This window comes from Amycolatopsis camponoti, assembly GCF_902497555.1.
GTDB classification, from domain to species: domain Bacteria; phylum Actinomycetota; class Actinomycetes; order Mycobacteriales; family Pseudonocardiaceae; genus Amycolatopsis; species Amycolatopsis camponoti.
This window is the reverse complement of the sequence record NZ_CABVGP010000003.1, coordinates 769,548-781,864: the sequence shown is the minus strand read 5'-3', so window position 1 is coordinate 781,864 and position 12,317 is coordinate 769,548. Positions and strand designations below refer to the sequence as shown.

At 68.4% G+C, this 12,317-nt stretch carries 11 protein-coding genes; 5 read left to right on the top strand and 6 right to left on the bottom strand.

Annotated elements, in window-relative coordinates; all coding sequences use genetic code 11:
- Positions 1 to 93: 93 nt before the first annotated feature.
- The 3 genes from AA23TX_RS40150 to AA23TX_RS40140 all read left to right on the top strand — a co-directional run bounded on the left by AA23TX_RS40150 (position 94) and on the right by AA23TX_RS40140 (position 2,366).
- On the top strand, positions 94 to 756 hold the full coding sequence (locus AA23TX_RS40150) for an SCP2 sterol-binding domain-containing protein (RefSeq protein WP_196425802.1): 663 nt from the start codon (positions 94 to 96) through the stop codon (positions 754 to 756).
- 93 nt (positions 757 to 849) lie between these two features.
- A complete protein-coding gene (locus AA23TX_RS40145; RefSeq protein WP_155549382.1) occupies positions 850 to 1,380 on the top strand; it encodes an SCP2 sterol-binding domain-containing protein in 531 nt (176 codons plus the stop codon).
- Positions 1,381 to 1,433: 53 nt separating this feature from the next.
- On the top strand, positions 1,434 to 2,366 hold the full coding sequence (locus AA23TX_RS40140) for a YDG/SRA domain-containing protein (RefSeq protein ID WP_155548180.1): 933 nt from the start codon (positions 1,434 to 1,436) through the stop codon (positions 2,364 to 2,366).
- Here the strand turns inward: AA23TX_RS40140 and AA23TX_RS40135 are convergent, their stop codons facing one another.
- Positions 2,367 to 2,834 (bottom strand): FxsA family protein, encoded by a 468-nt coding sequence (locus AA23TX_RS40135; RefSeq protein ID WP_155548179.1) that lies wholly within the window; start codon positions 2,832 to 2,834, stop codon positions 2,367 to 2,369.
- Between the two features lie 68 nt (positions 2,835 to 2,902).
- On the opposite strand from AA23TX_RS40135, the gene AA23TX_RS40130 reads away from it, so the two are divergent.
- The gene (locus tag AA23TX_RS40130) at positions 2,903 to 4,261 is read left to right on the top strand and encodes a hypothetical protein (protein ID WP_155548178.1); all 1,359 of its coding nucleotides are present in this window, start codon (positions 2,903 to 2,905) and stop codon (positions 4,259 to 4,261) included.
- Here AA23TX_RS40130 and AA23TX_RS40125 read toward each other — a convergent pair.
- The 5 genes from AA23TX_RS40125 to pdhA form a co-directional block, all read right to left on the bottom strand.
- Positions 4,218 to 6,164 carry an ABC transporter ATP-binding protein gene (locus AA23TX_RS40125; protein WP_155549381.1) on the bottom strand — a complete coding sequence of 649 codons (1,947 nt, stop codon included), beginning with the start codon at positions 6,162 to 6,164 and terminating at the stop codon, positions 4,218 to 4,220. The two genes, AA23TX_RS40130 and AA23TX_RS40125, sit on opposite strands and share 44 nt — an antisense overlap.
- Positions 6,165 to 6,184: 20 nt before the next feature.
- Positions 6,185 to 6,775, bottom strand: coding sequence for a TetR/AcrR family transcriptional regulator (locus AA23TX_RS40120; protein ID WP_155549380.1), 591 nt, complete (start codon positions 6,773 to 6,775; stop codon positions 6,185 to 6,187).
- A 146-nt stretch (positions 6,776 to 6,921) separates the two neighbouring features.
- On the bottom strand, positions 6,922 to 8,277 hold the full coding sequence (locus AA23TX_RS40115) for a dihydrolipoamide acetyltransferase family protein (protein WP_155548177.1): 1,356 nt from the start codon (positions 8,275 to 8,277) through the stop codon (positions 6,922 to 6,924).
- A 16-nt stretch (positions 8,278 to 8,293) separates the two neighbouring features.
- Positions 8,294 to 9,286 (bottom strand): alpha-ketoacid dehydrogenase subunit beta, encoded by a 993-nt coding sequence (locus AA23TX_RS40110; RefSeq protein WP_155548176.1) that lies wholly within the window; start codon positions 9,284 to 9,286, stop codon positions 8,294 to 8,296.
- Entirely contained in the window at positions 9,286 to 10,491 is a 1,206-nt protein-coding gene (gene pdhA / locus AA23TX_RS40105) for a pyruvate dehydrogenase (acetyl-transferring) E1 component subunit alpha (RefSeq protein WP_155548175.1), read from the bottom strand. The genes AA23TX_RS40110 and pdhA overlap by 1 nt, the downstream gene beginning before the upstream one ends.
- A gap of 372 nt (positions 10,492 to 10,863) precedes the next feature.
- Here pdhA and AA23TX_RS40100 point away from each other — a divergent pair, with 372 nt between their 5' ends.
- Complete coding sequence (locus tag AA23TX_RS40100) at positions 10,864 to 12,285, top strand: M20/M25/M40 family metallo-hydrolase (RefSeq protein WP_196425800.1); 1,422 nt, start codon at positions 10,864 to 10,866, stop codon at positions 12,283 to 12,285.
- Positions 12,286 to 12,317: the final 32 nt, after the last annotated feature.

Genomic DNA, 12,317 nt, shown 5'->3' with positions numbered 1-12,317 from the left:
CCGGGCGTTGCCCCGGGAGGGTGATTTCGGCACGCTTGCCCGCCTACCTACTGGCGGGTAGCCTACGTGTGAGTAACTTGAGAGGGAGTGACCATGGCCGACAACGCCGGGATGACCAGCGCAGATCAGGTCGCGGAGCTCCGTGGGGCGGCGCTGCTGAACGCGCTGGAGCGCCTCGACCCGCTCGGCCCCGAGGCGCACGCCCTCGACGTCAACGCCCTCGCCGACGCGGTCGACCCGCGCGACCTCGGCAAGGACGACTTCCGAAGACTCCTGAACGCACTGCTTCGCCTGGCGGAGCGCGCCCCGGCGTTCGACCTGAGCAAGGTCGACCCGGCGCGCTTCGCGGCACTGGTGTCCTCGGCATCCCGCGCGCAGCTCGAGAGTGTCGTAGCGGAACGTCCCCTGCGCGAGCGGGTACTGGACGAGATCTTCGCCCGCATGGGCGCGCACATCCGGCCCGAGAGGGCCCGCGACCTGCACGCGGTGGTCCACTGGCGCCTGTCGGGCGGCATCGGCGAAGGCGGCTACGACCGCTACGAGACGGTGATTTCGCACGGCTCGTGCACGGTGAGCCGCGACATGCGCTCAGCACCCCGGGTCACGATCACGATCGCCCCGGCCGACTTCTTCCGCCTGATCACCCACCAGGCGACGCCGGCGGTGTTGTTCGTCACGGGAAGAATCAAGGTCAAGGGTGATTTGGCCTTCGCGGCCGGGCTGATCGGATACTTCGATCTCCCGCACCCCGTATAGTCCGTCGCTGTGCCCCGAAAAGCGAAATGGCGCCTTTCCCGGCCCCGCAGCGGTGTTCGTGGCGGTCACGCGGTCAACGCGTTCGCGGAGAAGCTGGTCATCGCCAACCTGACGCCCGAGCAGTTCATCCAGGTCCTGGAAACCCTGCACATGCTGGGCTCCGCGGGTGCGGGTATCGAGCTGAGCTCCCTGTCGACGGACGTGCTGGTGGACGTGGTCGGACGAGCCTCACGCGACCAGCTGAAGGCGATCGCGGCGCACTCCGAGTTGCGCGCGGTGTTCCTGGACGAGATATTCCGCCGAATGTCCGAGCACTTCTTGCCGGAACGAGCACGCCACGTCGATTTCGTGGTTTCCTGGCGCTTTTCCGACGGCACCGGCGAGGACGGCTACGACCGCTTCCAAACGGTGATCGAGGACGGCTTGTGCGTTTCTTCAACGGACTTGTCGCGGACTCCAGACACGACGATCACCCTGTCCGTGGACGACTTCATCAAGATGGCAACGGGCAACGCCGCGGTGGCGGCGATGTTCGTGACTGGGCGAGTGAAGGTGAAGGGCGAGTACGCCCCGGCGGTCCGCTTCTCCAGCTACTTCGACATCCCCAAACCGACCGGGGACTAGCTGTCGCACGTTGGTGACACCAAACTGTCGGTGTCCACCTTTAGGGTGGATCCATGAGCGGTCCTGATGTCGGCAGCGTGCCGGAGATCTTCTTGGAGCCTGGTCGGGTCTGGGGTGCCGTCCCCGGTGTCCCGGAAGGAACCACCTTCTCGAGCCGACGTGAGGCGTACGACCGCGGCGTGCACTTGGCTCTGCAGGCAGGCATCGTCGGCGTCGCGCGGACGTGTGCAGCGTCGATCGTGCTTTCCGGCGGGTATGAGGATGTCGACGGCGGCGAATGGATCTTGTACACCGGCCACGGCGGCCGGAAAAACCGCAAGCAGGTCGATCACCAGACCTTCAACGACCCGGGAAACGCTGCGCTCGTGGCGAGCCGGGTACATCAGACACCTGTCCGAGTTGTGAGGGGCTCCGAGGCGGAGTTCGGGCCAGACAAGGACTACCGGTACGACGGATTATTCCTGGTGAAGGATTCGTACTACGAAGTCGGTGGCGACGGCTTCAAGATGTGTCGCTTCCTCATGGTCAAGTATGGCTCCCGGGTGGATATCAATTACCCGGACATGGTCATTGAACTTTCACCTGTCGAGAAGCATTCGATGAAGCCGGCGGGTAAAAGTAAGCCCGCTCGCCGAAAAGCGGTAACCAGGCCAATCGTGCGCTCGCCCGAAGTTTCCGACTTCGTCAAGCAGGTCCACGACGACACGTGTCAGATGTGTGGTATCAGGTTGGTCGTTAAGGGTCAGGGATTTTCGCAAGGGGCGCACATTCGTGCTCTTGGTGGTATTCAGGCTGGCCCCGATGTGCCCGAGAACGTTCTTTGTCTATGTCCGAATTGCCACTCCCTGTTTGATCTGGGGGCAATCCTGGTTCAGCCCGATCATTCCTTGCAATATAACGGAATGAGTGTCGGAAAGCTTCGGATGGACGGCCGGCACTTCGTCGACGACAAGTACCTCACGTTCCATCGTGAGATTCACTCGTGATCAGTTCTCGACGACTCGGCCTTCGATCACCGTCGGCTGGTCGCGCCGCGGTTCCTGAGGAGGTACGACCTCGCTGTCCACCACCATCACCGGCCCCCGGCGCTGGTTGGCGAACCGCACAGCCCGCTTCTCCATCCGGCGAAGCCACAGCTTCCGAGCCACCGCGCGCGACGGCGGCAGCATCAGCAGCAACCCCAGCACGTCACTCACGAACCCCGGGACCAGGATCAACACTCCGCCGAGCGCGACCAGCATCCCGTCGGTCAGTTCCTTCTCCGCCGGCTGCCCGGCCCGGGCGGCGGACATGAACGCCCGCATCGCCTTGGCGCCCTCGCGGCGGGCCAGCCAAGAACCGATGAACGCGCCGGCCAGGAGGAGGCCCAGCGTGCCGAGCACGCCGACGGCCGAACCCACCGCCCAGATCGCGGCGATCTCGGCGAAGACGTAAAGCAGGAACGCGACAGCCATACCTGGACAACGAACGACCTGTCCGATTTGCTCCCGCGCCCGATGACCAGCGGCTAGTCTCACCCTTCGTGTCCGACTGGCTCCGCTGGCTCCTGATCGCGATCGTCGTGCTCGCCGCGGTCGGCCTGGTCGTCGGGCGGCGGGTGTCGCCGGACCGGCTGAGGGTCTCCTGGCTGCGGATGCCGGACCTCGCCGGGCGGGGCTCGATCCTGGTGTCCGTCCTCGCTTGGCTGGTCGTCGCGATCGTTGTCGCCGGCGGGACCACCGGGGGACTGCTGTGGTTCCTCGGCTGGCCGAAGCTGCCGGCCGCCGGGGTGTTCGGGGTCGACCAGCTGCTCGACCTGCTCAAGATCGCCCTCTCCGTCGTCGCCGGGTTCGGTGGTGTGGTGCTGCTCGCCGTCAACTACCGCAAGCAGCGGGTCACTGAGAAGGAACACGACCTCGCCGTCGACAAGGCTGATCGCGAGACCGTGCAGAGCTTCAACGAACGACTGGGCACCGCCGCCGAGCAGCTCGCCCACGAGAGCCCGGCTGTTCGGCTGACCGGCGTCTACGCCCTCGCCGGCCTCGCCGACGACTGGGTCGACAAGCGCCAGGTCTGCGTGGACGTCCTCTGCGGTTACCTGCGCCTCCAGCCCGAGGTCATGACACCCGGCGAGACCGAGGTCCGGCAGGCCATCCTCCGGATGATCCGGGATCGGCTCGCGGGCTTCGAGTGGTGGCTGCCGGTCGACTTCGACTTCACCGGGATCGTGTTCGAGAACGCCGACTTCTCCGGCCTGCGCTTCCCCGGCCGGGTCGTCGTCTTCGACCGGGCCACCTTCACCGGTGAGCTGACGTCCTTCGACCACACGCGCTTCGAGGGGCTGCTCAGCTGCCACGGCGCGCAGTTCTCCGCCGTCCGGACGTCCATCACCTACGCGTGGTTCAACGGCGGTGCCGAGTTCGTCGGTGCCGAGTTCGGCGGCCAGCAGCTGATCTGCTCCGGGTGGGACGCCCGCGCGCCGGTCGACTTCTACCGTTGCCGATTCCCGGTCGGCTCGCTGGACTTCTCCGCCTTGTCCATCGAGCACGCTGTGGTTCGATTCGAGCAGGCCGAATTCAGCGATGCCGCGCTCGATTTCGGCTTGCTGGGCAACTGGTCCGGCAGTGGCGCCTTCGCTCGGCTGAGCTTCGAGGATGTTCGGTTCATCCGGTGCCGGCTCGACCTGCAATTCCTGTCCGAGAGCGAGCGGGCGATCTGGCTTACTGACTGCTTGCTCGACACGACGGCCGTCGTGATCGACGACCGCGAGGCGTCGATGCCGTGGCTCAACCTCCGCAACGTCGAGCTGCGCGGGGGCACCGAGATCCCCGAAGAGATCATCCGGCGCCCCCGGTCGCTCAGCTCGGCACCTCGTCCAAGTACGCCTGCGCCTGAAGCGTGAACAGCTCCGCGTACCCGGCCTTCGCCGCCATCAGCTCCTCGTGCGTTCCGTACTCCGCCACCTTTCCGTGGTCCAGCAGCAGGATCCGCTCCGCCTGCCGCACCGTCGAGAACCGGTGCGAGATGTACAGCGTCGTCCGCCCCTCGGACAGCTCCCGCAGCCGCGAGAACAGGTCGTGCTCCGCCTGCGCGTCCAACGCCGACGTCGGCTCGTCCAGGATCAACAGTGGCGCCTCACGCTGGAACGCGCGGGCCAGCGCGATCTTCTGCCACTCGCCGCCCGACAGGCTGACGCCCTGGTCGAACCAGCGGCCCAGTGGGCTGTCGTAGCCGGAGGGCAGCCGCTCGATGCGCTCGTCCGCGCCCGCTCGGCGGGCCGAGTTCTCGATGTGGGGACGGTCCTCCAGCCGGGTCAGGTCGCCGAGGCCGATGTTCTCCGCCGCCGTTCCCTGATACGTCACGTAGTCCTGGAACATCGCGCTGATCCGGGTTCGCAGTTCCACCGGGTCGTACTCGCGGATGTCCACGCCGTCCAAGAGGATCCGGCCGGCGGTCGGGTCGTAGAGCCGGCACAACAGCTTGAACAGCGTCGACTTGCCTGCGCCGTTGCGGCCCACCACCGCCACCGTCTCGCCCGGGCGGATCTCGAAGCTGACGTTGTCCAGGGCCGGCTCGTCCGCGCCCGGGTACGCGAACGTCACCGAATCGAACTCGATGTGACCGTCCACGACAGACGGGAAAGCGCGCGGAGACGAGGGAGCCGTGATCTCCGGCTTCGTGTCCAGGAAGCGGTACAGCGTGTCGAGGTACAGGTTGTTCTCGTACATCCCCGAAAACGCCGTGAACAGCCCGGACACCGACGCCTGCACGGACGTCGCCGCGGCCGTGTACAGCGCCAGGTCGCCGAGCGTCAGCTCCCCGCCGACCGCCTTCAGCGCGATGTACAGCGCGATCGCCGAACCCGCGAGCGTGCTCAGCAGGCCCCAGGACGTCGAGCTGAGGTTGCGGTTGATCGTCAGCTTCCGCTGCCGCTCGTACGACACGAGGCCGAGCCGGCGGAACCGGTCGACGAAGTACGGGCCGAGCCCGAACAGCTTCGTCTCCTTGGCGTACGTGTCCGTCGTGACCAGCGAAGACAGATAGTCCATCCGTCGCTTGATCGGCGACATCAGGAACGTCAGCCAGAACGCGCGCGAGCCGTACTTCGACTGCGAGATGAACGCCGGGATCGGCGCCAGCAGGGCGACCAGCGCCAAGAGCGGGCTCACGGCCACCAGCAGCGCGATCATGCTGCCGAACGTGATCAACGTGCGGACGAGCCCCAGCGCGGAGTTCATCATCGACAGTGGCCGCGTCGGCGCCTCCTGGGCGGCCTGGCGCAGCATGTCGTACGACGTCGAGCCCTCGAAGTACGCGAGGTGCAGCTCGCTCGCGTGGGCCATCACCTGGTGGCGGATGGTCAGCGTCATGCGCTCCTGCAGCAGCGACTGCGCGATCGACGTCATGGCGCTGCTGATCGCGGTCGCGGCGAGCACGCCGAACTGGAACAGCGCGACGTTGACGATGTCGGCCGTCGTGCCGCGGTGCTGGATCGCCGCGACGACGGAGTCGAGAAGCAGCTTCGCGATGTACGCGGTCACCGTCGGCAGGAGGCCCGAGAGCAGGGTGATCAGCGCCAGGAGGATCGTCAGGACCGGGCTGGCCTGCCACGTCAGCCGCACGACCTTCGGCAGGCCGCGGACCGTGCCCGCCACGGACGTCTTCGCGCGCTTGAGCCGCGAGCGAAGGTCCTTCGGCTGGTCTTCCGGCTTGGGCTCGGGGATCTCGACCGGCCCGGTGAGCCCGCTTTCCGGGACCGTCGACGCATGCCGCCGTCTTCCTCGCCGAGCCAGCATGAACTCCATGCCGCCCCCACCGCCCGGGATCATTTGGCCTCCACGGCGCCGTGCAGGAAGACGTCGACCACCTGGCGCGTGGTGGCGGGGTCGTCGACCGGTGCCATTCGTCGGCCGCCGAACAACAGGGTCAGGAACAGCGCGGCCAGCTGCTCGGGCGTGAGCCGCAGCCGGTCTTTGTCGGGTTCGAACAGTTCGGTGATCGCGCCGCGCATGGCGGCCATCGACTCGCTGCGGCCGCCCTTCCACGTGCCGCGGCGCTCCTTGAGGCGCTGTTCGGGGTCGCGGTGCTTGTGCCGGCCGGACGCGTGCAGCGCCCCCATCAGCGCGCCCATCCGCTCGAGGTGCGCGCCGAGCGCGTCGGCGGCCTCGACGAGGCGCTCTTCGAGCGGCTGCTCGATGGGGATCTCGGCGATCGCGTCGAGCACGTGGTCGGGCCGCAGCGCCTCGGCGGTGCAGGCGTCGAACAGCTCGTCCTTGTCCTTGAACGCGCGGAAGATGGTGCCCTCGCCGATGCCGGCGGCTCGGGCGATCTGGCTGGTCGTGACGCCGGTGCCGTGCTCCATCAGCAGGGGCAGCACCGCGTGCACGATCATGGCGCGCCGGGCTTCGACGCTCATGCCCGGCGCTCGCCGCCGGGTTTCGGGTGCTGGTGTCATGCGACCAGTGTGCGGAGTGAGCACTCACTCCGTCAAGCGAGTATGCCGGAGGCGAACACGAAGAGGGCCGCCCCGAAGCTCCGGGACGGCCCTCTACCTGCGAAAACTCAGTAAGTCATCGCCATGGCCGGGTCGGCCAGCAAGGCGCCGACGTCGGCCAGGAACTCCGAACCCTGCTGGCCGTCGACCACGCGGTGGTCGAAGCTCAGCGACAGCTGGAGGACCTTGCGGACCTTGATCTCGCCGTCCACCACCCACGGCTGGTCCTTGATCGCGCCGAGGCACAGGATCGCGGACTCGCCCGGGTTGATGATCGGCGTGCCCGTGTCGACGCCGAACACGCCCACGTTGGTGATCGTGATCGTGCCGTTCGCCATGTCCGCCGGCGACGTCTTGCCCTCGCGGGCGACGTCGGTCAGCGTCGTCAGCGCCTGAGCCAGCTCCTTGAGCGAAAGAGAGTCGGCGTCACGGACCTTGGGCACGATCAGGCCGCGCGGCGTCGCCGCCGCGATCCCGAGGTGCACGTAGTCCTTGAAGACGATCTCCTGCGCGGCCTCGTCCCACACCGCGTTGATGTCCGGCGTGCGCTTCGCCGCCAGGCACACGGCCTTCGCCGCGAACGTCAGCGGCGTGACCTTCACCCCGGCGAACTCCCGCGACTTCTTCAGCTTCTCGCGGAACTCCATCATCGGCGTGACGTCGATGGTCAGGAACTCCGTGACGTGCGGAGCGGTGTACGCGCTCTGCACCATCGCCGCCGCGGTCATCTTGCGGACGCCCTTGATCGGCACGCGCCGCTCGCGGGTGGTGGGGTCGTAACCGGTGTCCACAGTGGATGCGGCAGGCGCCACGACAGCACCGTTCGCCGCGCGCTCGACGTCGTCACGCGTGATGACGCCGCCCGAAGCGGTGCCGGTCAGCGCGTGCAGGTCGACCCCGAGGTCCTTCGCCAGCTTCCGCACCGGCGGCTTCGCCAGCGGGACGTACCCGCCGCGCGGAGCCGCGACCGGGGCGGGCGCGGGCGCCGCGACCGGGGCGGGCGCGGGAGGAGCGACGACAGCGGCGGCCGGAGCGGGAGCGGCCGGAGCCGCGCCCTTGCGAGCCCGCCGCTGCGTCACGACGGCCTTGGAGCCGTAGCCGACCAGCGGCTTCATCTCTTCTTCCTCGGCCGGAGCCGAAGCGGGAGCAGCGGCCGGTGCCGGAGCGGCCGCCCCACCGGGGTCGACGTCGATGGTGAGGATCGCGGTGCCGACCTCCACCGTCTGCCCCGGCTCGACGTGCAGCTCCGTGACCACCCCGGCCCACGGGATCGGCAGCTCGACGGCGGCCTTCGCGGTCTCGATCTCGACCACGATCTGGTTGACCGTCACCGTGTCGCCCGGCTTCACGTGCCAGGACAGGATGTCGGCTTCGGTCAGCCCCTCGGCCGTGTCGGCCAGGGGGAACTGTTTGTACGTAGGCATTGCGCGGAGATCCCCCTTACCAGGCGAGCGAGCGGTCGATGGCGTGCAGCACCCGGTCCAGGTCGGGGAGGTAGTGCTCCTCGAGCTTGGCCGGCGGGTACGGCGTGTCGAACCCGGTCACCCGCAGGACGGGCGCTTCCAGCGAGTAGAAGCACTCCTGCTGGACGCGCGCGGCGATCTCCGACGTCAGCGACGACTCGGACGGCGCCTCCGACAGCGCGATCAGCCGGCCGGTCTTGCGCACCGACTCGAACACCGGGCCGAGGTCCAGCGGTGAGAGCGTGCGCAGGTCGATGACCTCGAGGGACTTGCCCTCGTCTTCGGCCGCGGCGGCCGCGTCGAGCGCGACCTTCACCGACGGGCCGTACGCGACGACCGTCGCTGTCGTTCCCTCGCGGACGACCTGCGAGGAGAACACCGGGGACGGCGTGCCGTCGGTGTCGATCTCCGCGCGCAGCGCACCCGAGTGGTACAGCCGCTTCGGCTCGAAGAACAGGATCGGGTCGTCCGACTTGATCGCCTGCTGGATGCCCCAGTAGGCGTCGACGGCGTTCGAAATCGAGATGACCTTCAGGCCCGGGATGTGCGCGAACAGCGACTCCGGCGACTCCGAGTGGTGCTCGACCGCGCCGATCCCGCCGCCGAACGGCACCCGGATCACGACGGGCATCTTGATCTTGCCCTGCGTGCGGTAGTGCAGCTTCGCCAGCTGGGACGAGATCTGGTCGAAGCCCGGGAAGATGAAGCCCTCGAACTGGATCTCGCACACCGGCCGGAACCCGCGCACGGCCAGGCCGACCGCGGTGCCGATGATGCCGGACTCCGCCAGCGGCGTGTCCAGCACGCGCTGCTCGCCGAAGTCCTTCTGCAGGCCGTCGGTGATCCGGAAGACGCCGCCGAGCTTGCCGACGTCCTCGCCCATGATCAGGACCTTGGGGTCCTCTTCCATCGCGCGCCGGAGGCCGAGGTTGAGCGCCTTGCCGATGGTGAGTTTCTGGAGGTCGGTCATCAGTGCTCACCCGCCGATACGAAGCCGTCGAGGTAGGACAGGAACTCTTCGCGCTGCGCTTCCAGCACCGGGTTGCCCTCGGCGTAGACGTTGCTGAAGATCCGCTCGGGCGGCGGCTCGGGCATGTTGAACGTGTATTCGCGCAGGTCGGCGGCGAAGGCGTCGGCCTCGGCCTGGACCTGCTCGAAGAAGTCGTGGTCGGCGCCGCCCTTGCGGGCCAGGAACGCCCGGACGCGCTCGATCGGGTCCTTGAGCTTCCACTCTTCGAGCTCGTCGGAGAGCCGGTAGCGCGACGGGTCGTCGGTCGTCGTGTGCGCGTCCATCCGGTAGGTGAACGCCTCGATCAGCACCGGTCCGTTGCCGTGGCGGCACTCGTCGAGCGCCCAGCGGGACACCGCGAGGCAGGCCAGGACGTCGTTGCCGTCGACGCGGATGCCGGGGAAGCCGTACCCGCGGGCGCGCTGGTAGAGCGGCAGGCGCGACTGGCGCTCGGTCGGCTCGGAGATGGCCCACTGGTTGTTCTGGCAGAAGAACACCAGCGGCGCGTCGTAGACCGCGGCCCAGACGAATCCTTCGTGGACGTCGCCCTGTGAGGTCGCGCCGTCACCGAAGTAGCAGATGGTCGCTTCGCCGTCGTCGTCCCCGACCTTGCCCTCGAACTTCTGCCCCATCGCGTACCCGGCGGCGTTGAGCACCTGGTTGCCGATGACGATGCAGTACGGGTGGAAGCCGTGAGCTTTGTAGTCCCAGCCGCTGTGGTCGGTGCAGCGGAAGATGCCCAGCAGATCCTTCATGTCGACCCCGCGCGCGTACGCGACACCGTGTTCGCGGTAGCTGGGGAAGGCCATGTCGTTCTGCTTCAGCGCGCGGCCCGACCCGATCTGCGCGGCCTCCTGGCCGAGCAGCGGGACCCAGATGCCGAGCTGGCCCTGGCGCTGCATCGCGTTGGCTTCGCGGTCCGCGCGGCGGACGAGCACCATGTCGCGGTACAGGCCGCGCAGGGCTTCGTCGTCGATGTCGTCGACGTACTTGTCGAACTGGGGTGACGGGACCCGTTCGCCTTCGGGGGTGAGCAGCTGAGTCAGCTCAGCGCCCCCTTCGCTGGTCGCTCGCAATCCGGCGATCACCTGCTCGGGCGAAGGCTGAGCCGCGACGGCGGCCGGCCCGTCTCCAGGCTCCGGGTGCGTCCACTGTTCGGACGGCATGGGCGGTACTCCTCGGTGTCGGTGCCTCTGGCGGCCGCTTGTGGCGACCACAGCGACTGCACCGGCGGGGACCAGCGGCTCGGGTCTCCGAAGCGCTCGGTCACCGTCGGCGTTGACGGTTCACGCCGACATCCTGGCACGAAGGTCGTGGCTTTGGTCAGTGACGGTTGCTGATTTGTTGCTGAGAAAGGGGCTCTGAACAGGGAAAACGTTAGGAAGCCCGAGCATCGGACCTACGAGAGTAGGGAATCGGTCCGGGCGCTCACCAGGCGTGGCCGCACGAGCACGTGGCCGTGCGCCTGCGTGATCCCCCACTCCGGGGACGCTGTTGTGATGTGCCGCACGCCCGTAGCCCCGTGGCACGATGGGCTCGTGGAGCAGAAATCCGTTCGTGAATCCGTCGTGACGTCGTGGACCGACGACGTCATCCCGAGTCTGTCCGGGCTGGTGGCCATCCCCGCCTTGTCCCCGGCCTTCGACGCCGAGTGGGCGACGACCGGTCACCTGGCCGCCGCCGTCGAGCACGTCCGCGAGTGGATCGCCGCGCGCGACCTGCCCGGGGCGACCCTCGACGTCGTGCAGCTCGAAGGCCGCACTCCCCTGTTGCTCGTCGACGTCCCGGCGACCCCGGGCGCGGCGGACCGGGGCACCGTCCTGATGTACGGCCACCTCGACAAGCAGCCCCCGGTCGGCGGCTGGTCCGAGGGCCTCGGCCCGTGGACGCCGGTGATCCGCGACGGCCGGCTGTACGGCCGCGGGTCCGTCGACGACGGCTACTCCGGCTACGCGGCGACGACGGCGATCGAAGCCGTCCACGCCGCCGGCGGTGAGCACGCCCGGATCGTGGTGCTCCTGGAGACCGGCGAGGAGTCCGGCAGCCCCGACCTGCCCGCGTACGTCGAGCACCTGGCCGACCGCATCGGCGCGGTGTCGCTGGTGATCTGCCTCGACGCCGGCGGCAGCGACTACGAGCGGTTGTGGCTGGTCACGAGCCTGCGCGGGATGCTGCACCTCGACGTCACCGTGCAGCTGCTGGCCTCGGCCCAGCACTCGGGCATCGCTTCGGGCGTCGTCGCCAGCTCGTTCCGCGTGCTGCGGAAGCTGATCGAGCGGCTCGAGGACAGCGAGACCGGCGAGCTGCTGCTCGACGAGCTCAAGGTCGACGTCCCGGCGGACCGGCTGGCCGAGCTCAAGGCCGTCTCGCAGGACTTCCCGGAGGCGCTGTCGAAGGCGTTCCCGCTGGTCGAGGGTGGTCGCGTGATCACCGAGGACGCGCTGGAGCTGATGCTCAACAACGCGTGGCGCCCGACGCTGTCGATCATCGGCGCCGACGGCTTCCCGAAGCCGGCCGACGCGGGCAACGTCCTGCGCGAGAGCACGACGTTGACCCTGAGCTTCCGCCTCCCGCCGACGGCCGACGCCGAGAAGGGCCTCGAAGCCGTGAAGCGGGCCCTGACCACCGACGTCCCGTACGGCGCGAAGGTCACCTTCGGTCACAACCCGCAGGCGGAGGACGGCTGGAACGCGCCGACCGAGTCGCCCTGGCTGACGGCGGCCCTGCGCACGGTCAGCGACGAGGTCTTCGGCCGGCCGCACCGCGCGACCGGCATGGGCGGCTCGATCCCGTTCATGGGCCTGCTCTCGCGCAAGTACCCGGAGGCCCAGTTCCTGGTCACCGGCGCGTGCGGGTCCGACTCGAACATCCACGTGCCGGACGAGTGGCTGCACCTGGACCACGCGCAGCGGGTCACCGAAGCCGTGGCGCACATCCTGGACGCCCACGCCCGAGGCTGATCCCCCTGAGCGGCGCTTTCCCGGGAAAGCGC

What these genes read in the sequence shown, in the direction of transcription:
- AA23TX_RS40125 (WP_155549381.1), bottom strand. Translation starts at nt 6,164, where the DNA reads ATGGAGTTCATGCTGGCTCGGCGAGGAAGACGGCGGCATGCGTCGACG.
- AA23TX_RS40110 (WP_155548176.1), bottom strand. Translation starts at nt 9,286, where the DNA reads ATGACCGACCTCCAGAAACTCACCATCGGCAAGGCGCTCAACCTCGGC.
- AA23TX_RS40135 (WP_155548179.1), bottom strand. Translation starts at nt 2,834, where the DNA reads ATGGCTGTCGCGTTCCTGCTTTACGTCTTCGCCGAGATCGCCGCGATC.
- AA23TX_RS40140 (WP_155548180.1), top strand. Translation starts at nt 1,434, where the DNA reads ATGAGCGGTCCTGATGTCGGCAGCGTGCCGGAGATCTTCTTGGAGCCT.
- pdhA (WP_155548175.1), bottom strand. Translation starts at nt 10,491, where the DNA reads ATGCCGTCCGAACAGTGGACGCACCCGGAGCCTGGAGACGGGCCGGCC.
- AA23TX_RS40120 (WP_155549380.1), bottom strand. Translation starts at nt 6,775, where the DNA reads ATGAGCGTCGAAGCCCGGCGCGCCATGATCGTGCACGCGGTGCTGCCC.
- AA23TX_RS40115 (WP_155548177.1), bottom strand. Translation starts at nt 8,277, where the DNA reads ATGCCTACGTACAAACAGTTCCCCCTGGCCGACACGGCCGAGGGGCTG.
- AA23TX_RS40150 (WP_196425802.1), top strand. Translation starts at nt 94, where the DNA reads ATGGCCGACAACGCCGGGATGACCAGCGCAGATCAGGTCGCGGAGCTC.